Source organism: Nocardiopsis sp. TRM 82005 (assembly GCF_056312425.1).
The window spans coordinates 1-22,285 of sequence record NZ_JBWDTQ010000039.1; the positions used below are offsets into that span (position 1 = coordinate 1).

General features: G+C 70.8%; 20 protein-coding genes. 9 read left to right on the forward strand and 11 right to left on the reverse strand.

The genetic code is table 11. The features are described from left to right. Positions 1-340: 340 nt before the first annotated feature. From AC0T5L_RS25330 to AC0T5L_RS25345, 4 genes are all read right to left on the reverse strand, one after another. The gene (locus AC0T5L_RS25330; protein WP_476167997.1) at positions 341-799 is read right to left on the reverse strand and encodes a transposase family protein; all 459 of its coding nucleotides are present in this window, start codon (positions 797-799) and stop codon (positions 341-343) included. A gap of 648 nt (positions 800-1,447) precedes the next feature. Continuing rightward, entirely contained in the window at positions 1,448-2,104 is a 657-nt protein-coding gene (locus AC0T5L_RS25335; protein WP_476167998.1) for a hypothetical protein, read from the reverse strand. A 77-nt stretch (positions 2,105-2,181) separates the two neighbouring features. After that, entirely contained in the window at positions 2,182-2,799 is a 618-nt protein-coding gene (locus tag AC0T5L_RS25340) for a creatininase family protein (RefSeq protein ID WP_476167999.1), read from the reverse strand. A 29-nt stretch (positions 2,800-2,828) separates the two neighbouring features. Next, positions 2,829-3,419 carry a TetR/AcrR family transcriptional regulator gene (locus AC0T5L_RS25345; RefSeq protein WP_476168000.1) on the reverse strand — a complete coding sequence of 197 codons (591 nt, stop codon included), beginning with the start codon at positions 3,417-3,419 and terminating at the stop codon, positions 2,829-2,831. 163 nt (positions 3,420-3,582) lie between these two features. Here AC0T5L_RS25345 and AC0T5L_RS25350 point away from each other — a divergent pair, with 163 nt between their 5' ends. Together AC0T5L_RS25350 and AC0T5L_RS25355 are read left to right on the forward strand one after the other, a co-directional pair. Continuing rightward, positions 3,583-5,139, forward strand: coding sequence for an MDR family MFS transporter (locus AC0T5L_RS25350; protein ID WP_476168036.1), 1,557 nt, complete (start codon positions 3,583-3,585; stop codon positions 5,137-5,139). Between the two features lie 193 nt (positions 5,140-5,332). Next, on the forward strand, positions 5,333-6,136 hold the full coding sequence (locus tag AC0T5L_RS25355) for an SAM-dependent methyltransferase (protein ID WP_476168001.1): 804 nt from the start codon (positions 5,333-5,335) through the stop codon (positions 6,134-6,136). 94 nt (positions 6,137-6,230) lie between these two features. Here the strand turns inward: AC0T5L_RS25355 and AC0T5L_RS25360 are convergent, their stop codons facing one another. Beyond that, complete coding sequence (locus tag AC0T5L_RS25360) at positions 6,231-7,475, reverse strand: PP2C family protein-serine/threonine phosphatase (RefSeq protein ID WP_476168002.1); 1,245 nt, start codon at positions 7,473-7,475, stop codon at positions 6,231-6,233. A gap of 211 nt (positions 7,476-7,686) precedes the next feature. Between AC0T5L_RS25360 and AC0T5L_RS25365 the strand changes: the two genes are divergently transcribed. Then, a complete protein-coding gene (locus AC0T5L_RS25365; protein ID WP_476168003.1) occupies positions 7,687-8,472 on the forward strand; it encodes a hypothetical protein in 786 nt (261 codons plus the stop codon). A gap of 364 nt (positions 8,473-8,836) precedes the next feature. Here AC0T5L_RS25365 and AC0T5L_RS25370 read toward each other — a convergent pair whose 3' ends face one another. The 4 genes from AC0T5L_RS25370 to AC0T5L_RS25385 form a co-directional block, all read right to left on the reverse strand. After that, positions 8,837-10,348: a rhamnulokinase gene (locus AC0T5L_RS25370; RefSeq protein WP_476168004.1), complete on the reverse strand. Its 1,512-nt coding sequence runs from the start codon at positions 10,346-10,348 to the stop codon at positions 8,837-8,839. Further along, positions 10,345-12,444: a bifunctional aldolase/short-chain dehydrogenase gene (locus AC0T5L_RS25375; protein ID WP_476168005.1), complete on the reverse strand. Its 2,100-nt coding sequence runs from the start codon at positions 12,442-12,444 to the stop codon at positions 10,345-10,347. The genes AC0T5L_RS25370 and AC0T5L_RS25375 overlap by 4 nt, the downstream gene beginning before the upstream one ends. Next, entirely contained in the window at positions 12,432-13,610 is a 1,179-nt protein-coding gene (gene rhaI, locus AC0T5L_RS25380; RefSeq protein WP_476168006.1) for an L-rhamnose isomerase, read from the reverse strand. Before rhaI ends, AC0T5L_RS25375 begins: the two co-directional genes overlap by 13 nt. Positions 13,611-13,837: 227 nt before the next feature. Continuing rightward, positions 13,838-14,461: a LysE/ArgO family amino acid transporter gene (locus AC0T5L_RS25385; protein WP_476168007.1), complete on the reverse strand. Its 624-nt coding sequence runs from the start codon at positions 14,459-14,461 to the stop codon at positions 13,838-13,840. 73 nt (positions 14,462-14,534) lie between these two features. Between AC0T5L_RS25385 and AC0T5L_RS25390 the strand changes: the two genes are divergently transcribed. Both AC0T5L_RS25390 and AC0T5L_RS25395 read left to right on the forward strand, forming a co-directional pair. Further along, a complete protein-coding gene (locus AC0T5L_RS25390) occupies positions 14,535-15,503 on the forward strand; it encodes a LysR family transcriptional regulator ArgP (RefSeq protein WP_476168008.1) in 969 nt (322 codons plus the stop codon). 94 nt (positions 15,504-15,597) lie between these two features. Then, positions 15,598-16,464 (forward strand): TIGR03620 family F420-dependent LLM class oxidoreductase, encoded by an 867-nt coding sequence (locus AC0T5L_RS25395; RefSeq protein WP_476168009.1) that lies wholly within the window; start codon positions 15,598-15,600, stop codon positions 16,462-16,464. A gap of 73 nt (positions 16,465-16,537) precedes the next feature. Here AC0T5L_RS25395 and AC0T5L_RS25400 read toward each other — a convergent pair whose 3' ends face one another. Beyond that, positions 16,538-17,446, reverse strand: a complete 909-nt coding sequence (locus tag AC0T5L_RS25400) for a serine hydrolase (protein WP_476168010.1) — start codon at positions 17,444-17,446, stop codon at positions 16,538-16,540. Beyond that, entirely contained in the window at positions 17,443-18,333 is an 891-nt protein-coding gene (locus AC0T5L_RS25405) for a LysR family transcriptional regulator (protein WP_476168011.1), read from the reverse strand. Before AC0T5L_RS25405 ends, AC0T5L_RS25400 begins: the two co-directional genes overlap by 4 nt. A 200-nt stretch (positions 18,334-18,533) precedes the next feature. Here AC0T5L_RS25405 and bla point away from each other — a divergent pair, with 200 nt between their 5' ends. The 4 genes from bla to AC0T5L_RS25425 all read left to right on the forward strand — a co-directional run bounded on the left by bla (position 18,534) and on the right by AC0T5L_RS25425 (position 22,263). After that, on the forward strand, positions 18,534-19,454 hold the full coding sequence (gene bla, locus AC0T5L_RS25410) for a class A beta-lactamase (protein WP_476168012.1): 921 nt from the start codon (positions 18,534-18,536) through the stop codon (positions 19,452-19,454). 152 nt (positions 19,455-19,606) lie between these two features. Continuing rightward, positions 19,607-19,957 (forward strand): DUF3817 domain-containing protein, encoded by a 351-nt coding sequence (locus AC0T5L_RS25415; RefSeq protein ID WP_476168013.1) that lies wholly within the window; start codon positions 19,607-19,609, stop codon positions 19,955-19,957. A 140-nt stretch (positions 19,958-20,097) separates the two neighbouring features. After that, positions 20,098-21,129 carry a phosphatidylinositol-specific phospholipase C domain-containing protein gene (locus tag AC0T5L_RS25420; RefSeq protein ID WP_476168014.1) on the forward strand — a complete coding sequence of 344 codons (1,032 nt, stop codon included), beginning with the start codon at positions 20,098-20,100 and terminating at the stop codon, positions 21,127-21,129. A 324-nt stretch (positions 21,130-21,453) separates the two neighbouring features. After that, positions 21,454-22,263, forward strand: coding sequence for a peptidoglycan recognition protein family protein (locus tag AC0T5L_RS25425; RefSeq protein ID WP_476168015.1), 810 nt, complete (start codon positions 21,454-21,456; stop codon positions 22,261-22,263). The last annotated feature ends 22 nt before the right edge of the window (positions 22,264-22,285 follow it).

Consider the following 22,285-nt stretch of genomic DNA (forward strand, 5'->3'; position numbering starts at 1 on the left):
CAAACGTGCTGTGACTCTGACAGAACACAGAAACCGGACAGGTTAAACGACAAGCTGAGAGCATGTTTGAGAAGGGTCAGGAAATGAGGTCCTGGCTCGTCCAAGCACGCTGGCGAACGACATCACGTCCTCGCGCCAAGCGGCGAGCCATCTGACCGATCTCGGCCCAGCGCACCATCGCCTCGGACACCGCCTGGCCACGCTCATAGTCCCGTGCTAGGGCGTGTTCTAAGTTCTGGTCACAGTTTGGGCGTTCGCCTCCAGGGCGGGCACCCGAACTGATAGCACGTCGGTATGGCACGTGGTGACCTGACCGACAGTGAGGTTTTCTCAGCGAATTCTATCGCCATGCGTTGTTGAGGATGAGGGCCGCCTGGGCGATCGCTCCGGTCCGGCTCGGGCTCAGCGTGACGTGCTTCAGGGACCGCCAGCGCTGCTTCAGCTCGGCGGCGGCTCGTTCGCCCAGAGCGCGGGTGCTACGCAGGAGCCGGTTGTGAGCACGGTTGTCGCTGGTCAGCGGGAGGGCGTGGTGCAGGTCGGGGGCCTGGTCGGCCAGGACATCGATGGCCTCGTGCAGGCAGCGGTAGCCGGTGGCCTGGGAGATGTGCGCGTCGCGGGCCAGGCGGTGAAGGCACCCGGCTTCGCGGAACCAGCGCAGGGCGAAGAGTGCTTGGCGGAACGGGCTCAGGGTTGGGGAGCCTTGCGGGGTGCCGATCATGCGGCGGTGTGCGGCCAGGTGCCGGGCGAGGAACTCGGCTACGTGGCGGGGGACGTCGAGCATGGCAGCATAGGGGACCAACGTGAGGCCTCTGGTTCAGTGGACGATCTTGTGGAAGAGAACCGTCCTACCAGGGGCTTCACGTCTGTGTGGGGTGATTATCCAATGTCTGCTCCTGTCTCTTTCGTGCACTTGATCCGGTTTTCTGGCCCCCGTTTCGCTGAGAAAACCTCACTGAGCGGCCACCGGCTGGAACAACCGGACAACAGGCCCCCTCACCCGTGAATGCGGCGAAGGCTTTCCCATATGGGCCCCCACGTCATACAAAGGCCACCGTGTGGCCCCCTGCCGGGCGGGGGTCTCGGCCCTGTTCTTCCTCGGCGCCACGGCAACCGCACGTCCACCCCCCCGGCCCGGGGCGGTCGCGGCACACCGCAGGACCAGGCCTGCGAGGGCAGGGCCCCACCGCGATGTGTCGACGCAACTGGACGCCCAGGTCCATTACCGTCCGTGGTCAAGAAGGGGACCGTCTCGCGGCCGGCCCGCCCGGGCGGGCCGAGGAGCCTTCACGGAGCACAAGGCCCTCAGCCCGCCCGGGTGGGAGACGGGCGTCTCCCACCCGCGAGTGGGAGATTTTTGGGAGACGGGAACCTCCCCCAACGGTCCTCAACGGCCGCAGAGGTCTCCCAACGGAATGCCCCGCATCGCGGGGACAGGAGTTTAACCAGGTCACGCCAAGGGGCACGGAGAGGCGTGACCAGCCTTCCGCGCGGTGAGGGCGAGCCCGGCGATGAGCGCCACTTCGCCCAGGTTGCCCACCGCCAGCGGCGCGTTGGGCACGGCCGAGACCGCGAGCATGGTCGCGGCACCCAGCAGCATCCATCCGCTGCGCGCCCGCACGAGCAGCGCCACACCGACCAGGAGCAGCACCACGATGGTCACCACGGACGGGACCGGCACGGTCGGCTCGGCGGCCGAGTAACGCAGCGCGTCGCCCTCGCGGCCCGGCACCAGGGTGAGCCCGACGAGATCGGCCACCACACCGTAGACGATCAGCGTGGCCGCCAGCACGGAGAACCCTGCGTGGACCGCTCGCGTGCGCGCCCAGGCGAGCCCGAGGTCACGGGCCGCCCCGACCGCGAAGACGACCAGGAGCGGAGTGACCAGAGCGTGCACGACGAAGCGTGGCAGGTTCAGTACGAGCAGGAGGTCACCGGCGCCAACGGAGGAGCCCAGTGCCACGATCGCGTTGTCGTAGACGAGCCCGGCGGCCACGGCCGCGACCAGCCAGGTGTGCGAGGAGCGCCGTACGAGCGCCAGTCTGACCAGCCAGACGGTCAGGCACAGGTGCGCCAACGAGAACACGGCGAAGACGAAAGAGGTCATCGGTGACCCTTCGGCTCGTTTTACGCGGTGTCAGTTACCCGAAATCTTTGCTTGGAGCCTGCCCGGAGGGGCTCGCGTCATGCGCGCGGACGCCTCGGGCCTTGGGGCTCGGAGGAAGGAACGCCGCCCTGCCCGGCGCGGCGGTACTGCTGGGGCGGCTCCTCCAGCGCCGCCAGGTACCCGGTGAAGGCGTCGGCGAGCGCGGCGAGCAGGGCGCGACCCTTGGCGGCCGTGGTCAGCGAGGGAGGGCCGACCACCCCCGAGGCGGTGTAGGGAGCCAGCCCCACGGTGAGCATGTGGTCGCGCCCGCCCGTGGTGTGGTCGGCGTGCTCGTACCCGGGCCGGACCAGGTGCGGGTGGGTGTGCAGGAGCACGGAGGTCTCCAGTTCCCCGGCGTGCATGTCGCGGGCGTTGTCGGTGGCCATCCCGGCGGCGGTCCGGGCGGCCTCCCAGTCGTGGGGGCCGGGGAAGAGCGCCATACGCCCGTCCGACTCCTGGACGAGGTTGGCCAGCACGTGGTTGCCGCCGTGCCCGTTGACCAGTACGAGCCTGGTGTCGCCGAGGGAGGAGGCGATGTCCTTGACGACCGCGTAGAGGGTGGTCGCGGAGACGCTCACGGTCCCGGGCCAGGCGGCGTGCTCGTGGGAGCAGCCGACGGTGACCGGCGGCAGCAAGGACAGTGTCAGGTCGTCCATGGGCCCCAGTATTCCCACGGTTCCGGTCCTCAGCTGTCGAACGGCGCCTCGACCTCGTCCAGGACCTCCTCGACGACCTCCGACAGGTCTCGGGGCTCCTCCTCGTCGATCCACGTGTTCAAGCCCACGCGCAGACCGGCGAGGTAGACGGCGACCAGGAGTTCGGTGCGTATCTCGTCCGGATGCTCCCTTCCGGACAGGGCCTGCTCCAGGTCGCGGGCGAGTGTGGCGTGGTTGGTGAGCTGTTGGGCCAGGAGTGAGGGGTGTTTGCGGGCCAGGCGTGTGCGCAGGGCCCATCCGCGGTCGGGCTGGGGGTTCCAGGACGCGTAGAGGTCTCGCGCGGAGGCGCGCAGGGCGACCCAGGCATCCTCGTCGGCGGGGCGCTCGCGCAGGGACCGCACCAGGGTCCGCATGTAGAGCCGCTCTCCGTACAGGACCGCGTCCTCCTTGCAGGCGAAGTAGTTGGAGAAGGTGCGCCGGGAGATGTTGGCGGCCTCGGCGATGGCCTCGGTGGTGACCTGGTCGAACCCGTGTTCCACGGTGAGCCGCAGGGCGGCGGTGTACACCGCCCGCCTGGTGTCGTCCTTCTTGCGTTCCCGGAGTCCCTGGGTCCTGTCCACGGTGCTATTCTACATGGAGTGCAAAAATGCCGAATATGCATTTTTGCCTGGTGAGCATCCTCCGAGCAGTCTCCGCGGCCCACCGGAGCCGCGCCTTCCTTCCCGCAGAGGTCAGTCCTTGAGCACTTCACGCCCCTTGCCCGAAACCGGGCGGCCACCGATCATGCGTTCCCTGAGCGGGCTGCTCACAGTGCTGGGCGTGACCATGCTCAGCAGCACGATCGTGTCGGTCGCCCTGCCGCAGATCGTCGGCGCCCTGGAGGGCACCCAGTCGCAGTACACCTGGGTGGTGACCGCGGCGCTGCTGGCCTCCACCGCCTCCACCCCGATCTGGGGCAAGCTCGCCGACCTGTTCGACAAGAAGAGGCTGCTGCAACTGTCGATCGTGCTGTTCGTCGCCTCCTCGCTGCTGTGCGGTTTCGCGCAGACCACCGGCCAGCTGATCGCGTTCCGCGTCGTGCAGGGACTGGGGATGGGCGCCTCCCAGGTCCTGGTCCAGGTGATCATCGCCTCACTGGTCAGCCCCAAGGAACGTGGACGCCTCAACGGCTACATCGGCGCGGTGATGGCCGTGGCGACCGTCGGCGGGCCGCTGATCGGCGGCCTCCTCACAGACCTGCCCGGCCTGGGATGGCGCTGGTGCTTCCTCATCGGTGTGCCGTTCATGCTCATCGCCCTGGTAGTGCTCAGCCGCACGCTCAAGCTGCCCGACGTACGCCGCCCCGAGACCAGGGTGGACTACGCGGGCGCCGCGCTCATCGCCTCGGGTGTCAGCCTCCTGCTGCTGTGGGTGACCTTCGTGGACGGCGACTTCGCCTGGGTCTCCTGGCAGTCCGGCGCCATGGTCGGTGGAAGCGTCGTGCTGCTCGCCCTGGCCGTGTGGGTGGAGTCGCGCGTGGCCCAGCCGGTCGTGCCCCTGCACCTGGTCATGCGGCGGGAGACGGTCATCGCCATCCTGGCCAGCGCGGCGGTCGGCATGGCGATGTTCGGCGGCGCGGTCTTCCTCGGGCAGTACTTCCAGCTGGCACGCGGATACTCCCCGACCCAGGCCGGTCTGCTGACCGCTCCGCTCATGCTGGGCACCATGGTCTCGGCGACCGTGTCCGGGCGCATGGTCTCGCGCTCGGGCCGGGTGAAGCCCTACGTGGTCACCGGCATGGTGCTGCTGACACTGGGCTTCCTCGCCCTGTCCACCATCGACGAGTCCACGTCCCTGGCCATCGTCTGCGGGGGGATGCTGCTGATGGGCCTCGGAGTCGGCATGTCCATGCAGAACCTGGTCCTGGTGGTGCAGAACTCCGTCCCGCTGCGCGAGATCGGTGCGGCCAGCGGCACGGTGACCTTCTTCCGTACCCTGGGCGGCACCATGGGAGTGTCCGTACTGGGCGCCTTCCTGGCCAACCGGGTCGCATCGAACATCACCCAGGGCGTGTCCGAAGCCGGAATCAGCCCCACCGCCGGAGGCGGGGACGCCAACACCCTGGATCTGGCGGGTATGCCGCCGTTCCTGCGCGAGGTCGTCGAGAGCTCCTACGGTTCGGCCACCGGCGACCTGTTCCTCGTCGCCACGGCGATAGCCGTCTTCGGCCTGGTCACGGCGCTGTTCCTACCGCGTGTCCGGCTGCGCGACAGCATCGACCTGCCGAACGCTCCGCGGGAGTCCGCCGAGGAGGCCCCGCTCTCGGAGGCGAAGGCGCCGGCAGAGCCGGCCACCGACTGACCATCTCCGCACGTGAGAGCGCCCTCCCCGGAACCGCCCCCCCCGGGGGAGGACTTCTCATGTCACGGGTCCCGAGCGAAAAGCCCGCAACAGCAGGGCCTTCCGGCAGGGCTTTTCAGGTTGCGGGCGTGTGGCGGACGCACAAGACTGCGTGTACCACTTCGCCCGCATCGTCCTCAGACGGAAGGTCCCCATGACGGACACCCCCATCGACACCACCGTCGCGCACACCGCTCGGGTGTGGAACTACTGGCTCGGCGGCAAGGACAACTACCCCGTGGACCGCGAGGTGGGCGACACCATCAGGGATCTCGTACCGCAGGTGGTCGAGACCGCCCGGGGCGACCGCCTCTTCCTGCGCCGCGCGGTCACCCATCTGGTCCAGGAGAAGGGGATCCGCCAGTTCCTGGACATCGGCACCGGCCTGCCCACGGCCGACAACACCCACGAGGTGGCCCAGGCCCACGCCCCGGACGCGCGCGTGGTCTACGTTGACAACGACCCGCTGGTGCTGGCGCACGCGCGCGCCCTGCTGGTGGGTACCGACGAGGGCCGGACCCGGTTCGTGGGAGCGGACCTGCGTGAGACCGACACGGTGCTGGAGGCCGCCCGTCAGACCCTGGACCTGAGCCGCCCCGTCGCCCTGACCCTGCTGGGCACGATGGGCCACTTCGGCGACCTCGACGAAGCCCTGGGCATCGTGCGCACGTACATGGACGCCCTGGCGCCGGGCAGCTTCCTGGCCGTGTGCGACGGCGTCTTCGCCCACATGGACGCGATCACCGGTGAACGCGCCTTGGAGGCCATGAAGCGCTGGCAGGAGAGCGTCGCTCAGCCGTACCACATGCGCTCGGTGGAGGACTTCACCCGCTTCTTCGACGGGTTCGAACTGGTCGACCCCGGGGTGGTCTCCGTCATGCGCTGGCGGCCCGAGCCCACCGAGGTGGGAGAGGCACGGGACATCCCCCAGTACTGTGGCCTGGCACGCAAGGCCTGAGCCCGGCTCCGCGCGGGGCGGGTCCTTTCCGGGACCGCTCCGGGCGGGGCGTGCAGCCGTCCGGCAAAGGTCCGGGCCAGGACGAAACAGGCTCTCAGGGGCCGTGCCACTGTAGGAGGAGGACGGTGGCGTCGTCCTGGAGATGTCCGCCGTGGTAGTCCATGACGCTGTGGATGAGGCGCCGCAGGGTCTCCGGAACGGGGAGGCTGCTGGCGTGGTGGCGGAGGATGAACTCCAGGAACCGGTCCAGCCCGAACTCGCGGCCGTCCGTGTTGCGTGCCTCCGTGATGCCGTCGGTGTACAGGATGACACGGTCGCCGGGCTGCAACTGTTCACTGCACGTGGTGACCGGCAGGCCCAGGTCCGAGCCCAGCGGGTGGGAGGGCTCGCACTCCAGAGTGCTCACCCAGCGCCCCTCCCGAATGATGACGGGCGTCAGATGGCCGTGGTTGGTCCAGGTGAGCATGCCGGTGCGGGTGTCCAGGCTGACCAGGACGGCGGTGACGTAGCGTGTGTGCGCGAAGAGGCCGTCCTCGGCGAAGGTGTTGTACTTCTGCCCGAACTCGGCGAGCAGGGTGTGTTCGATACCCGCGGCGACCTCGGCCAGGTCGCCGCCCTGGCGGCGGTGGTTGCGGCAGGCCGCCACGGCGAGGTTCGCGGTCAGCCCGGCGGCGGTGTCGTGCCCCATCGCGTCGAAGATGGCCACGTGGACGTTCCTGTCCGCCATGGCGTAGTCGAAGGCGTCGCCGCTGACGTGGTAGGCGGGCTCCAGGGCGGCGTCGATGGTCACGTGTTCGTCGATGTAGGTACGCGGCGGCATCAGGTTCCACTGCATCTCGGCCGCCACGCTCATCTCTTGGACGCGGATCAGCCTGGCGTAGGAGTCGCTGTGTACCCGTTTACTGACCAGCAGCAGCGCGATCAGGGACGCCAGCTGGTGCATGAGCCAGTGGGTCCGTGCGTCTTCGACGGAGGTCTCCACCCAGAGGAGCCCCATGCGCTCGGTCCCGTCCAGCATCGGCACCCACCAGCGGTATTGGTCGTCCTCCTCCGAGGAGGCCCGAAGGGTCTTCTCGGTCTGGAAGGAGCGCCCCGCCAGCGTTCCGTCGATGCGCAGTGGTGTGGGATACCCACCGGGGTCCTGGCCTGCATCCGATCCGCGTCCGGTCAGCAGGAGCAGCATCTCCTGGCGCACGTCGGCCACGTAGATCCGGACCCGGTACAGCCCGGCGGGGTCCGCGTAGGCGACCACATGGCCCGGCAGGTCCTCCATGGCCATCGTGTGGCTGGCGCCGAGAAGACCGCCGAGCATCCGCTCCGCGGCACTGGATTCCTTCATGGCGGGTCCGTCCTCTCCACGGGTGGTGTCGCGCGTCCGCAGCGCTCCGCCGGGGCTCTCCAGGCTCAGCTGCGCGGACGGTGAAGACGTCCGTTCCGACGCAGTCCTCGCGCGGGATCGGCGGACAGCCGCTCGAACCCGGACCAGTGCGGTGCTCCTCACATCAAGCCATAGAAGGTTTCCCAGGACACGCCGCGACTGAACACGGCGGATGCCGGAAAGACCCGTCCCCGAGACGACGTGGGCGGAGTCCGGAGCCGGTCCCGCCCTCCCCCCGGAACCGGGGAACCCGCGAGGCCCATGCGGGCCGACCGGTAGCCTTCCCCCGCACCCGCTGTGGACGGCCGCGCCGCCCCCGGAGGTCGTCGCGGAGGCAGTCGAGGCCGACACCACCCGCTGGGCCGCCGCGCACCTGCTGACGCTGGTGGCCTTCGCACTGGCCGCCCTCGCTTTTCATGCCCTGCGCGAGCGTCTGAGGGACGTGGGCGAGGAGCGGTGGAGTTCGTGGGCCTTCCCCCTGGTCATCGTGGGCTTCGTGCTCCTCGCGGGGCTGCCCGCGATCGAGATGACCATCGCGGGCGCGATCGAGACGGGTGTCGACCCCGCGGCGCTGATCGAGGCCGTGAACCCGTGGTTCATGACGCTGCTGATCAGCGGTTCCGTGGCCTTCGTGCTCGGGACGCTGGCGTTCGCGTTGGGTGTCGTCCGCGGCGCGATCATGGGCCGACGGCTGACGGCACTGGTGGCTGTCGCGCTGGTCGTGACAGCCCGGGCGATGGCGGCTCCGCCGTTCTGGGCCTTCTACGTGATGGCCGTCGCCGCGATCGTGGCGTTCTGGCCGGTGGCCTGGACGACCGTGCAGACCGGGGCGCGGCCCGAAGCGGCCGTGGAGTCGGAGGAGGGGGCGCAGCCCACGGCCCCGCGTCCGCGTACCGCCGAGGACCAGGAGGGCATGCTCCGCGGCTTCGGCCGACGCAGCACGCGCACGTCCCACTGACGCACGACCTCCACCGCACGGCGGTGGCGGGGCCGGTGCTCAGGTGGCGGATTCCGGGGACCGTTGCGACACCAATGACTAGTTGCTCGCTGCGAGCAGCTTAGCGAGGCACTCGGCTGGGGTATTCCAGCCGAGCGTCTTGCGTGGGCGCCCGTAGAGCTGGCAGCGGTGGCCCGCCGCAGGGGTTTTGGTAGGGCGTTCGGTGGACCTGAGCCAGGCACCCGTAGGGCCCGGGCTGAGGAACAACCACAGTCTTGGTTGCTCACCGCTGAAAGCTCTACGGGTGCCTGGCTGATGACGCCGGACATACAACTGCCGGGGGACCGCCGGGGCGGAACACCGGCGGTCCCCCGGGGACTGAACCTCAGCTCCACAGCCGCCGCTCGGCGGCCTCCCACGGGGCTTGCGGTCCGGTCGGCTCGAAGCGACGGGTCTCGGTGGAGCCGGCGACGATCCGGCGCAGGTCGGCAAGACCGCCCGTCACCGCCCCGACCGCGCGTGCCTGCACCAGCAGGTTGCCGATGGCGGCGCCCTCGGTGGGCCCGGCGACGACCGGCAGGCCCACGGCGTCCGCGGTGAGCTGGCACAGCAGGGCGTTGCGCGACCCCCCGCCGACCACGTGGACCACGTCCACGTCGGTTCCGCTCAGCTCGGCGGCCTGGTGGACCGCCCTCCGATAGGCCAGGGCGAGGGAGTCCACCACGCACCGCGCCACCTCGGCGTCGGTCTGCGGCGGGCGCTGCCCGGTCTCGGCGGCGAACGCGGCGATCCGCGCGGGCATGTCGCCCGGCGGCAGGAACCGGGGATCGTCCACGTCCACCACGCACGACAGCTCTGGCACTCGGGCGGCCCGCTCCAGCAGGTCGGGCAGGTCCACCTCGCGTCCCTGCCCGCGCCAGGTGCGCAGCGACTCCTGGAGCAGCCACAGGCCGGTGACGTTGCGCAGGTAGCGAACGGTACCGTCCACGCCCAGCTCGTTGGTGAAGTTGGCGGCCCGTCCGGCCTCCGTGCGCACGGGGGCCTCCAGCTCCACCCCGACCAGCGACCACGTCCCCGAGGAGACGTAGGCGAAGTTGGGTGTGGCGGCGGGGACGGCCACCACGGCGGAGGCGGTGTCGTGGGATCCGACCGCCACCAGCGGCGTGCCCGCGGGTCCCGCTCCCCCGGCCGCCTCCCGGATGGTCCCGACGACGTTTCCGGGCTCGACCAGCGCTGGTAGCAGGTCCCGCGCGGGAACTCCGAAGCGCTCCCCGAGCAGGTCCAGGCACGCGTCCGCCCATCGCCGCGCGTGCACGTCCACCATGCCGGTGGTGGAGGCGTTGGTCAGCTCGGCGACTCGCTCCCCCGTCAGCCAGTACCCGAGCAGGTCGGGCAACAGCAGCAGGTCCCGGGCGGCCGCCAGCTGGGCGGCCCCGGAGGCCGCCGCGAGCTGGAACAGCGTGTTGAACGGCTGTACCTGTAGACCGTTGACCGCGTACATCTCGTCGGCGGGCAGGTGTGCGAACACCCGTGCGGAGGCCCCGTCCGTGCGTGAGTCGCGATAGTGGACGGGGTTTCCGAGCAGGGCGCCGTCGGCGTCCAGCAGCCCGTAGTCCACCGCCCAGGAGTCCACCCCCGCCGAGGCCAGTCCGTGGGGACGGGCGGCCCGCCGCAGGCCCGCGACCACGCCCGCGTACAGGGACAGCACGTCCCAGTGCAGGGTGGAGCGGCCTTCGGCGGGCACGGTGACCGGCTCGTTGGGGAAGCGGGCGACCTCCTCGGTGAGCAGTCGGCCGTCCTCGATCCGTCCGGTGATGACCCGTCCGCTGGAGGCGCCCAGGTCGACGGCCGCGTGGACCGCCGTGCCCCCGGCGGCCGCGTCGCTGGCGGCGCTCATCGCAGGAACGCGGCGGCGACGCCGCTGTCCACGGGGATGTGCAGGCCGGTGGTGTGCGACAGTTCCCCGGCCGTCAGCGCGAACACCGCGTTGGCGACGTTCTCGGGCAGCACCTCGCGACCCAGGATGGTGCGCTTGGCGTAGAACGCACCCAGGTCCTCCTCCTTGACACCGTAGACCTTGGCCCGTTGGGCTCCCCAGCCACCGGCGAAGATGCCCGAGCCGCGCACCACCCCGTCGGGGTTGACGCCGTTGACCCGGATACCCTCGCCGCCCAGCTCGGCGGCGAGCAGCCGCACCTGGTGGGCCTGGTCGGCCTTGACCGCGGAGTAGGCGACGTTGTTGGGCCCGGCGAACACGGCGTTCTTGGAGGCGATGTAGACGATGTCGCCGCCCATGCCCTGGGCGGTCATCACGCGGGCGGCCTCGCGGGAGACCAGGAAGGACCCCTTGGCCATGACGTCGTGTTGCAGGTCCCAGTCGCGTTCGGTGGTCTCCAGCAGCGGCTTGGAGATGGACAGCCCGGCGTTGTTGACCACCAGGTCCACCCCGCCGAAGGCCAGCGCGGCCTCGTTGAGGGCGCGGGCGACCGCGTCGGCGTCACTGACGTCGCAGGCCACGCCCACGGCCTTGTCCGCGTTGCCCAGCTCGGCGGCGGCCCCGGCGGCCTTGTCGGCGTCCAGGTCGGCCACGACCACGCACGCGCCCTCGGACGCCAGCCGGGTGGCGATCGCCTTGCCGATGCCGCTGGCCGCGCCGGTGACCAGGGCGACCCGCGTGGCGAGAGGCTTGGGCTTGGGCAGGCGGGCCAGTTTGGCCTCCTCCAGCGCCCAGTACTCGATGCGGAACTTCTCCGACTCCTCGATGGGCCGGTAGGTGGAGACCGCCTCGGCGCCGCGCATGACGTTGATGGCGTTGACGTAGAACTCGCCCGCCACGCGCGCGGTCTTGGCGTCCTTGCCGAAGGAGAACATGCCCACGCCCGGGACCAGAACGATCGCCGGGTCGGCGCCGCGCATGGCGGGGCTGTCGGGGTCGGCGTGGCGCTCGTAGTAGGCGCGGTACTCGGCCCGGTACTCCTCGTGCAGCTCGCGCAGCCGGGTGACGGCCTGTTCCAGCGGCGTGCCGGCGGGCAGGTCGAGCACCAGGGGGCGGACCTTGGTGCGCAGGAAGTGGTCGGGGCAGGAGGTGCCCAGCGCGGCCAGGCGCGGGTGCTCCGTCGAGGCCAGGAAGTCCAGGACCACGTCGCTGTCGGTGAAGTGGCCGATCTGCGGGTGGTCGGTGGAGGCCAGGCCGCGGATGACGGGGGCCAGGGCGGCCGCGCGCTCGCGGCGCTCGTCGGCGGGCAGCGCGCCGTAGCCGTCCAGGGCGGGGCCGAAGGGTTCGGGCCGGCCCTGCTCGGCGAGGAAGCGTTCGGCGGTGTGGATGATCTCCAGGGAGTTGGCCTGGCACTGCTCGCTGGTCTCGGCCCAGGCGGTGATGCCGTGACCGCCCAGGACGGCGCCGATGGCGTTCGGGTTCTCCTCGGCGACCTGGGCGATGTCCAGGCCGAGCTGGAAGCCGGGGCGGCGCCAGGGCACCCACACCACGCGGTCGCCGAAGCACTCGCGGGTCAGGCGCTCACCGTCGGCCGCGGTGGCCAGGGCGATGCCGGAGTCGGGGTGCAGGTGGTCCACGTGCGCGGCGCTCAGCAGACCGTGCATGGCGGTGTCGATGGAGGGTGCGGCGCCGCCCTTGCCGAACAGGCAGTGGTCGAAGGCGGCGACCATCTCGTCCTCGCGCTCCTCGCCGGGGTAGACGTCCACGAGGGCGCGCAGACGGTCCAGGCGCAGCACGGCCAGGCCGTCCTCGGTGAGTGTGCCCAGGTCGCCGCCGGAACCCTTGACCCACAGCAGGTCGACGGGCTGACCGGTGACGGGGTCGGTACGGGTGCCCGACGCGGAGGCGTTGCCGCCCGCGAAGTTGGTGTTGCGCGGATCCGAGCCGAGGGTGTTGCTGCGGGCGAGGAGTTGTTCGACGACGGAGTCGGACACGGTGTCTCCCTGTTCGGTGCTGCTGTGCTCTGGCGTGGTCGGCTGCTGGCTCACGCGCCCCACCCGGCCTGGGCGCCGCCCTTGCGCTCCTCGACGGCACGCTCCACGTAGCCGGAACGGGCGTGCGCGGCCATGGGGTCGGGGTCCAGCCCCTGGTCCTGGCGCAGGTCGGCGAGCAGGGGACGCACGTCGGTGTTGTAGGCGTCCATCAGGGCGGCGTTGGCGGCCAGGACGTCGCCCTCGCGCTGGGCGGCGGCGAGCGCGTCGGTGTCCACCAGCAGGGCCTTGGCGGTGGCTTCCTGCACGTTCATGACCGAGCGGATCTGCCCGGCGATCTTGGGCTCGATGTTGTGGCACTGGTCGAGCATGAACGCGACCCCGGTGTCGGCGGCCAGGCCGCCGCCGCGCACGACCTCGTACATGATGCGGAAGAGCTGGAAGGGGTCGGCGGCGCCGACCATGAGGTCGTCGTCGGCGTAGAAGCGCGAGTTGAAGTCGAAGGCGCCGAGCTTCCCGGCCCGCAGCAGGAACGCGACGATGAACTCGATGTTGGTGTGCGCGGCGTGGTGGCCGGTGTCGACGCAGACCACGGCCTTCTCGCCCAACTCCAGGCAGTGGGCGTAGGCGGTGCCCCAGTCGGGGACGTCGGTGGCGTAGAAGGCGGGCTCGAAGAGCTTGTACTCCAGCAGGATGCGCTGGTCGGGGCCGAGCCTGTCGTAGACCTCGGACAGGGCCTCGGCGAGGAGGTCCTGGCGGGTGCGCAGGTCGTCCTGGCCGGGATAGTTGGTGCCGTCGGCGAACCACAGCTTGAGGTCGCGCGATCCGGTGGCGTCCATGACGTCCACGCACTCCAGCAGGTGGTCGATCGCCTTGCGGCGCACGGCCGGGTCGGCGTTGGTGACGCTGCCGAGTTTGTAGTCGTCGTCCTGGAAGACGTTGGCGTTGATGGTGCCGATGCCGATGCCCAGGTCGCGGGCGTGGGCGGCGAGTGCGGCGTAGTCGTCCACCTTGTCCCAGGGGATGTGCAGGGCGACCGTGGGGGCGACGCCGGTGAGGCGGTGCACCTGGGCGGAGTCGGTGACCTTCTCCCAGGGGTCGCGGGGGACACCGGGCTGCGCGAACACCTTGAACCGGGTCCCGGAGTTCCCGAACGCCCAGGAGGGGAGTTCGATGTGCTGGCGCCGCAGGACGTCCAGGGCGTCCGCGCGGCGTTCGGGGAGTGCTGCCACGGTGGGGCTCCGTTCGGGGAGGGCACACCTGCCGGCGAGACCGGCGAGTGAGGTAATTGAATCGTTTCACTCAGGTTTCGCTGAAACTACCCCCAGCTCTTCCTGCATGTCAAGACCTACCCATGGAGCCCCCTGGTCAGCGGACATCTCTGAGCTTGAAACGTTTTATGACCAGGGTGTGCGCAGCCGGACAGAACGGGGACGGCGGCGCCGTGGACGGGCGGGCCTCATGCTCCGAGGGCCATGCGCGCGCCCAGGGTGAGCATGACGGCGGCGATGAGCGCGTCCAGGACGCGCCAGGCACCCGGCCTGGCGAAGAGGGGGCGCAGCAGCCGGGCGCCGAAACCGAGGCCCAGGAACCACGTGAAGCTGCCCGTGACGGCGCCCGCCGCCCACCACCAGCGGGCGCCACCGTCCTGCTGGTTGGCGAGGGAACCGAGGAAGACCACCGTGTCCAGATACACGTGCGGGTTGAGCCAGGTGAGCACCAGCGCGGTCACCACGGCGGCCCGGCGGCCGTCCCGCAGGGCACCGCTGACCACGAGCGCGCCCGGACGCAGGACCCGGAGCGCCGCGGACAGGCCGTAGACGATGAGGAAGCCCGCTCCGAGGAGGCGGACCACGACGACGGCGACGGGAGCGGCCTCGACGACGGCGCCGACACCGAGGACCCCGGCCGCGATGAGTACGGCGTCGGACAGGGCGCAGACCAGCACCACCGGTAGGACGGTGCTCGTGCGGCCTTCGATGCCGATCCGCAGGACGTAGGCGTTCTGGGCGCCGATGGCCACGATGAGCGCCAGTCCGGTACCGAAACCGAGCAGGGCGGGAAGAAGAAATGTCGCGTTCACCGTCCGAACGGTAGGACCGAGCACCACATGCAGTAAAGCTAAACTTTCTTAGGAAGCATGAGAGAGGCTTAATATGCCGTTTCAGTTCGACCACCTGAACACCCTGACCACCCTGGTGGACGAGGGCACCTTCGAGTCCGCCGCGCGGCGCCTGCACGTGACGGCCTCGGCCGTGTCCCAGCGGGTCAGGGCGATGGAACAGGCGGCGGGCAAGGTCCTGGTGCAGCGCACGAACCCCGTCCGGACCACCGCGGCCGGGGACGCCGTGCTGCGCTACGCCCGCCAGGTGCTGCTGCTGGACCAGGACACCGCCGCCGAGCTCCGGCTGGGCGGCCAGGAGCGGGGCCGGGTGTCGGTGCCGTTGGCCGTCAACGCCGACAGCCTGTCCACCTGGTTCCTGGAGGCGCTGGCCGACCTGCCCGCCGACCTGGGCGCGGTCTTCGAGATCCACCGCGAGGACGAGGAGCACACCACGTCACTGCTGCGCTCGGGCACGGTGATGGCCGCCGTGACCTCCACCCCCGAGGCGGTCCAGGGGTGCACCGTGGCCGGGCTCGGCTCGATGCGCTACCAAGCCGTGTGCAGCCCCGACTTCAACGAGGAGTACCTGGGTGGCCGGGCGGACCCGGATCTGCTCCCACAGGCCCCGGTGGTCAACTTCGACCGCAGGGACGACCTACAGGACCGGTTCCTGCGCGAGGCCACCGGAAGCGAGCCCTCCGGGCCCCGGCACCACATCCCGGCCTCGGAGGACTTCGCCCGGACGGTCGTGCTCGGGTTCGGTTGGGGTGTGGTCCCCGAGCGCCAGTGCTCGGCTGACATCGACGCCGGGCGGCTGGTGGCGCTGGCCCCGGGCCGCCCGGTGGACGTGCGCCTGTACTGGCAGCGGTGGAACCTGCGCTCACCGGTGCTGGACGCGGTCTCCGAGGCCGTGCACGCGGGCGCCGCCACCCACCTGCACCCGTTGTGGGCCTCTTCCGGGAGCGGCTCACGGCGACCCGGCGGACACTCCGAAGCGAAGTGGAGCAAACACCCCTGGTGAGCGTAATGTGGCCGGGCAGGACAGGGCACGGCCCGACCGGCGGGACGGACGGGAACGGCGTCCCCGCCGACACACCACCAAGGAGAGCCTTTCCATGAGCCTGAGCGCCACATCCGTAGACCTGGGGACCCACGGTGTGTGGATCCGGCAGTCCGACCTCACCGCCGAGACGGCCACGGAGATCGAACGCCTCGGCTACGGAACCATCTGGGTCGGCGCGTCTCCCGGCGCCGACCTGGAGACCGTGGCCACCGCCCTGTCTGCGACGTCGCGGATCGCGGTCACGACCGGCATCGTCAACATCTGGAGCGCGGACGCCGCAGCGGTGGCCGCCTCCTTCCGCCGGATCGAGTCCGAGCACCCCGGACGGTTCCTGCTCGGCATCGGCGCGGGACACCGTGAGGCGAACGGCCCCGAAGCGGCAAAACCCTTCCAGGCGGTGGTGGACTACCTGCGCGTCCTCGACAGGGAGGGTGTCCCCGAGAACCGGCGCGTCGTCGCCGCGCTGGGACCGCGGATGCTCCGCATGTCCGCCGAACGCGCCGTCGGCAGCCACCCGTACCTGGTCAACCCCGAGTTCACGCGCGCCGCGAGGGAGGAACTCGGTGACGGCCCGCTTCTGGCCCCCGAGCACAAGGTGGCCCTGGGCGGCGGCCGCGAGCAGACGCGGGCGGTCGGCAGGCAGGGGCTGCGCCCCTACCTCGACGCGGGCCTGGTCAACTACCTCGCCAACTTCCGGCGCCTCGGCTTCACCGACGCCGACTTCGCCGACGGCGGAAGCGACGCGCTGGTCGACGCCCTGGTCGCTCAGGGCGGCCCGGAGTCCGCGACAATGGACCTGCACGGACACCTGGAGGCGGGCGCGGACCACGTCGCGATCCAGCCGCTGGCCGCCGACGGCGATCTCCTGGGGGTTCTGGCCCGGCTGGCCCCCGCGCTCGGCCTTCCCGTACGGAGCTGAGTCCGCTGGCTCACCGGGATGGTTCCGCCACCCCGGGAGCGTGACCCGGCTTCCCCGGACCAGTCACCACCGGTCATCCTTGCCCCGCGCGCAGGTGGTCGCGCAGGGAACGCGCCACCCGCGCCATGAGCGCCTCGGCCCCCGGCTGGTGCAAGGCGGGCACCCGCGACTCGGTCAGCACCGCGACGGCGAAGGCCTGGCCGTCGGTGTGCTCGACCACCCCGCACTCGTGGCGCAGGTTGAGCAGGGTCCCCGTCTTGGACGACCACTGGGAGGCGTCGGAGGTGAAGTCGGGCGCCAGGCGCTGCCGCAGCACGTTGCCGCCCATCAGCTCCCGCACCCGGGCGGCCACGTCCGGGGCGATCCGGGAGGGGGTCCACAGGGCCTCCAGAAGATCGGTGAACGCCCGGGCCGAACCGGAGCTGGCGCGGGTCACGTCGAGCTGTGGGATCCGGTGGCCGCGCCCGGCGGTGCCCTCGCCGATGGCCAGGGAGTGGGCGAGGTGGACCTCGTCGGGGCCGAGCCGGTCGGCGGGGGTCTCGTTGAGGTCGCGCATCGTGTGCCGAACGGTGATGCCCCGCAGACCGGCCGCGCGCAGCGACGCGGCGACCCGTTCGGGCGGTGTGAGCCCGAAGAGGGTCTCCGTGGCGGTGTTGTCGCTCAGGCACATGCTGAGGTAGAGCAGGTCCTCGACACTGATCCGGGCCGGGTGGCGGAACCTGCTCAGCCCGGTGGGTCCCGGGACGGTGCTCCCGCCCGGCTGCACGAGGAGCTGTGCGCCGCCGTCGATCTCCCCCGCCCGGATCCGTTCGAGCACGGCGATCGCGAGGGGGACCTTGACGAGCGAGGCCGTGGAGAACTCCAGATCCGGCTCGATGCCCAGTTCCTCGCCCGTGTGCAGGTCCCGTACGAGGAACGATCCGTGCAGGCCCGCCTCGTCGAGTTCGCCGCGCAGCCCGCGGATCAGGGCCGTGGTGTTCATCCGTTCCCCCCTTCGGTCGGCGCGCCCAGGCACCGGGCGATACTCAGCCGCAGGAGTGTGCGCATGCGCTCGCTCTCGTCCCCGGTCTCGGCGACCACGTCGTAGCCCCGGGCCAGGCGTATCTCACCCGTCGGCCGCCAGCACAACCCCAGGTCCTCGGCCTGCCGTGATGAGCACAGCAGAAGGTCGTCCGTGCTCAGGACCTCCGCGGCGGCCGATGCCAGTGAGGCGGCGACCGAGACCTGCGCGGGTCGCAGGCCCACGGCGTCGCGCAGGCGGGTCAGGGGGTCGCGCACGTGTGGGACGTCGTCCTCGGGCTGGAGCCAGATACGTCGCCCGCGCGAGGACAGGCTGTCGCGGCCGAGTCGCAGGGTCTCGACGTAGACGACGCCGGCCCGGGGCTCTCCGGCGCTCCCCAGGCCCAGCGGGACCGACCAGGCGGCCTCCCCCGGCGGCACGCTGGAGAGGGCGGCGCGGACCTCCCGGGAACCCAGGAGCTCGGCCCGCGCGGCGGGGGCGGCGGGACGGAGGTCCAGGTGGATTCCCTCCTCCCGGGCTTCGGCGCCCAGGAGGGCGAGGTCGCGCGCGGAACAGGTGTCGGGGACGGCCAGGCGCAGGGGCCGCAGCATCGCCCGTTCGGCGTCGTGCTCCATCTCCTCGGCCAGCTGGACCAGGCGCCTGGCCGAGGGCAGCATGTCGCGGCCGAACTGGGTGAGGGTGGCGCGGCGGGTGGAGCGGTCGAAAAGGCGCGCGCCCAGGTGTTCCTCCAGGGCGGCGACACGTCTGCTGGCGACGGGCTGGGGTATGCGCGCGGCGGCGGCTCCGAGGGTGAAGCTGCCCCTCTCGCCCACGCTCACGAACGCCTTACAGGCGCCGACGAGGTCCATAGCCTCACACTATGCCGTTTCGGCATGGAAGTAGCCGTTTCTGTCTTGGACAGCATCGTTGTCGGTGGTCAGACTGCTGACAGATGCCGACCCGACAGGGGCGGCGGCGCGCATGGCGCTCCGCGCCGGATCACATTCTGGACCAAGTAGTCCATAACAGTCGCGCGACACACATCGCCCAGGACAGGAAGAACAGACAGATGCTGCTTTCACCCGACCGACGTACCGGGCTCGCGGCCCTGGCCGCGTTCACCCTCATCCCCGTCACCGCCTGCGGGGCCTCCGGTTCCGGCCCGGAGTCGGAGGCGTCGGCGGCTTCCAACGCCGCCGACGCCTCGGCCGAGCTCGCCGGCGAGTTCGAGCGGCTGGAGGAGGAGTTCGACGCACGGCTGGGCGTCTACGCGGTGGACACCGGCACCGGCGAGGAGGTCGTCCAGCGCCCCGACGAGCGTTTCGCCTACGCCTCCGCCCACAAGGCCTTCACCGCGGGCCTGGTACTCCAGCAGAACACGCCCGAGGAGATGGAGGAGGTCATCACCTACACCGAGGACGACCTGCTCAGCTACGCGCCGATCACCGAGCAGCACGTGGACACCGGGATGACCCTGCTGGAAGTGACCGACGCCGCCGTCCGCTACAGCGACAACACCGCCGCCAACCTGCTGTTCGATGAGCTGGGCGGCCCGCAGGGGTTCGACGAGGCGATGGAGGGGATCGGCGACGACGTGATCGAGGCCGCCCGGATCGAGCCCGAGCTGAACGAGGCGGCACCCGGGGACACCCGGGACACGAGTACTCCGCGCGCCATGGCCGAGAGCCTGGAGAAGTTCACGCTCGGGGACGCACTGCCCGAGGACCGGCGCGCCGTACTCACCGACATGCTCATCAACAACACGACCGGCGACGAGCTGATCCGCGCCGGGGTCCCCGAGAACTGGGAGGTCGGCGACAAGACGGGCGGCGGAGCGTACGGGACGCGTAACGACATCGCCGTCCTGTGGCCCCCGGAGGGCGACCCCATCGTCCTCGCGGTCATGTCCAGCCGTGACGAGGCGGACGCCGAGTACGACGAAGCCCTGGTCGCCGAGGCCGCCGAGACCGTCGTGGAAGCCCTGGCCTAGCGGCTACCCGGTGCGGGTACGCGGGCTCGCCCGCCGCGTGTCCGCACCGTCCGCCCCGAAGCGGGGCACCCGGAAGCGTGTCCTACCCTGGGATCGTTCCGGGCCCGGCCCGGGACCGCCGGTGTCGAGCCAGAACGAGTCTGAGGAACAGCGTGAGCATCAGTCCCCGCGTCACAGCGACCGTCTTCCGCGTGGTGGCGGTCATCGAGGCCCTGACCTGGTTCGGCCTCCTGGGCGGCATGTACGTCAAGTACCTGGGCAGCGGTGACGAGGCGGGCGTACACCTCTTCGGCCCCCTGCACGGCGGAGCCTTCATGCTCTACGTGGTCGTCACGATCGTCGCCGCGCTCCACCTGCGCTGGAGCCTGTGGCCGACCCTGGCGGCCCTGGCCGCGTCCGTACCTCCCGCGGGCACCCTGGTCGCGGACTGGTGGCTGCACCGCACCGGGCGGCTGACGCCCAGTGCGAAGGAGAAGGAGCGGCCCGCCGAGCCCGCGGCCTGACCGAAACCCATATGGACTCCGACGGGACTTCGTGTCCCGTTGGGCCCCGCGTCATTTTCCGTCGTATGACCCTTTGCGCACAGACGGTTACCTGTGTTTGGTTGACAACCAGTCAGTAACCCCCTGCGCGGAAGGACCCCATGCCCCCCGCTCGTACTGCCGCGCTCACCTGCGCCGCGTTCGCCCTCGCCCTGACCGCCGTCCCCGCCAGCGCCTCGGCCGCCGAGGGCGCCCTCTCCCAGACCACCTCCGTGGGTGTGCACAACGCCTATGACAAGGGCACGTTCCCCCACTTCGCCGACGCCCTCGACTCCGGTGCCGGGCTCCTGGAGCTGGACGTGTGGGCCGACGAGTGGTTCGGCTCCTGGCGGGTCAACCACGACCTGGTCGGCCAGAACAACAACTGCGCCGGAGCCACCTCACCCGACCAGCTGCGCAGCGGTGTCGACGGCGACCTCACCGACTGTCTGCGCGACGTGCGCACCTGGCACGAGGCCAACCCCGGCCACCGGCCGCTGCTTCTCAAGGTCGAGCTGAAGAAGGGCTACCACGCCGCCTCCGGACTGGGACCCGCCGAATTCGACGCGCTCACCGACCAGATCCTCGGCGACGCCCTGTTCCGCCCCGACGACCTGCTCGCTGACACCCACACCACCCTGGACGAGGCCGTGCGCACCGACGGCTGGCCCTCCCGCGACGCCCTGGCCGGAAGGGTGATCGTCTACCTGACCCCCGGAACCCTCGAACAGGGCAACCCCTTCGACGACCTGTGGACGGACGAGGAGCAGGCAACGCGCCTGCGCGACCTGGCCGCCGAGGACGCCCTGGACCAGGCGGCCACGTTCCCGGCCGTGCTGGGCGCGCGAAGCGGGGACCCGCGCGAGCGCTACGCCGAGGATCTGCGCCCGTGGTTCGTGGTCTTCGACGGAAGCGCCCCCTCCTACACCGAGGGAGTCGACACATCCTGGTACGGCCGGAACGACTACCTACTGGTGATGACCGGCGCCCACGCGGTGTCCCCGGCGATCGATCCGAGCGCTCCCTCCGAGGAGGAGGCCGCCGCCCGGGTCCGCGAACTCGCCGAGGCGGGGGCGACCACCGTCACCAGCGACTGGGCGAGCCTGCCCCGGGTGCTCTCCATGGTCGTTCCGCACGGCGCCAGCCTGCGGTAACGCCGCCAAAACCACCCCGGCGAGGGGCGTGGGGAATCCGGCGGCCCCTTCGCGTGCGGGCCGTCCGCGAGAGCTCGAAAAAACTTGCCCCGGGCAGCGGAAAGGAGAACCAAAGGCCGGGGCGGGACCTTCGCGGTCCCGCCTCCGGCCCCTATGGTTTTCCCGCTGCCCGTACACCATCGACCGGCCCCGCCCACGAGGCAGAGGACCGACGTCCCGGCCGGAAGAGGACACGGAGATCCGCAGCGCAACCGCTGACGCACCGTGCGTGGTCCGTGTTCTTTTGTCAGCTGGCAAGTAACCACACGAGCCAAAGGATCACCCATGCCCAACACCCACCGGTCAGGTCCGAACAGACGCACCGTCCTGCGCGGAGCGGCAGTGTCCTCGGGCGCCGCCATCCTCGGCGGGGCGTTCACCGCGGTCGGCGCCACGAGCGCCTCCGCCCGGGAGACGGAACCGCGTCTGTACGCCAGAGCCAGCTGGGGCGCCCGGCCGCCGTCGAGTCCGACCCAGATCCTGGCCGTCCCGCCCCGCTACATCCTGGTCCACCACACCGCGACGGCCAACAGCACCGACTACTCGCTCGACCACGCCCGGGCCCTGTCCCGGTCGATCCAGAACTTCCACATGGACAGCAACGGTTGGGCCGACACCGGGCAACAGCTGACCATCAGCCGCGGTGGCCACATCATGGAGGGCCGCAACCGCTCCTTCCCCGCCATCCGCGAGGGCAGCCACGTCGTGGGGGCTCACGTGGCCAACAACAACAGCACCTGTGTCGGCATCGAGAACGAGGGCCTCTACACGCACGAGAGGCCCACCACGGCCCTGACCGAGTCCCTGGTGGAGACACTGTCGTGGCTGTGCGGGGCCTACAGGTTGGACCCGCACAGCGCGATCCTCGGCCACCGCGACTTCAACGCCACCGCCTGCCCCGGCGACGCGCTGTACGCGATGCTCCCCGACCTGCGCAACGCGGTCGCCAGAGCGATGCGGACCTGGGGCATGGAGATCGGCACCCACCATGTGCCCGACGAGGAGGGCCCCACCTACCCGCCTGTGCCCGACGACGAGCCGACGCGCGAGTTCTACCACGGCCCCGCCCGGGGCCCCGACGACTTCACCCGCTAGGAACCGGCTGGAAACGTCGCTG

What these genes read in the sequence shown, in the direction of transcription:
- AC0T5L_RS25335 (WP_476167998.1), bottom strand. Translation starts at nt 2,104, where the DNA reads ATGACCTCTTTCGTCTTCGCCGTGTTCTCGTTGGCGCACCTGTGCCTG.
- AC0T5L_RS25340 (WP_476167999.1), bottom strand. Translation starts at nt 2,799, where the DNA reads ATGGACGACCTGACACTGTCCTTGCTGCCGCCGGTCACCGTCGGCTGC.
- AC0T5L_RS25350 (WP_476168036.1), top strand. Translation starts at nt 3,583, where the DNA reads ATGCGTTCCCTGAGCGGGCTGCTCACAGTGCTGGGCGTGACCATGCTC.
- AC0T5L_RS25355 (WP_476168001.1), top strand. Translation starts at nt 5,333, where the DNA reads ATGACGGACACCCCCATCGACACCACCGTCGCGCACACCGCTCGGGTG.
- AC0T5L_RS25360 (WP_476168002.1), bottom strand. Translation starts at nt 7,475, where the DNA reads ATGAAGGAATCCAGTGCCGCGGAGCGGATGCTCGGCGGTCTTCTCGGC.
- AC0T5L_RS25365 (WP_476168003.1), top strand. Translation starts at nt 7,687, where the DNA reads ATGCCGGAAAGACCCGTCCCCGAGACGACGTGGGCGGAGTCCGGAGCC.
- AC0T5L_RS25370 (WP_476168004.1), bottom strand. Translation starts at nt 10,348, where the DNA reads ATGAGCGCCGCCAGCGACGCGGCCGCCGGGGGCACGGCGGTCCACGCG.
- AC0T5L_RS25390 (WP_476168008.1), top strand. Translation starts at nt 14,535, where the DNA reads ATGCCGTTTCAGTTCGACCACCTGAACACCCTGACCACCCTGGTGGAC.
- AC0T5L_RS25395 (WP_476168009.1), top strand. Translation starts at nt 15,598, where the DNA reads ATGAGCCTGAGCGCCACATCCGTAGACCTGGGGACCCACGGTGTGTGG.
- AC0T5L_RS25400 (WP_476168010.1), bottom strand. Translation starts at nt 17,446, where the DNA reads ATGAACACCACGGCCCTGATCCGCGGGCTGCGCGGCGAACTCGACGAG.
- AC0T5L_RS25405 (WP_476168011.1), bottom strand. Translation starts at nt 18,333, where the DNA reads ATGGACCTCGTCGGCGCCTGTAAGGCGTTCGTGAGCGTGGGCGAGAGG.
- bla (WP_476168012.1), top strand. Translation starts at nt 18,534, where the DNA reads ATGCTGCTTTCACCCGACCGACGTACCGGGCTCGCGGCCCTGGCCGCG.
- AC0T5L_RS25420 (WP_476168014.1), top strand. Translation starts at nt 20,098, where the DNA reads ATGCCCCCCGCTCGTACTGCCGCGCTCACCTGCGCCGCGTTCGCCCTC.
- AC0T5L_RS25425 (WP_476168015.1), top strand. Translation starts at nt 21,454, where the DNA reads ATGCCCAACACCCACCGGTCAGGTCCGAACAGACGCACCGTCCTGCGC.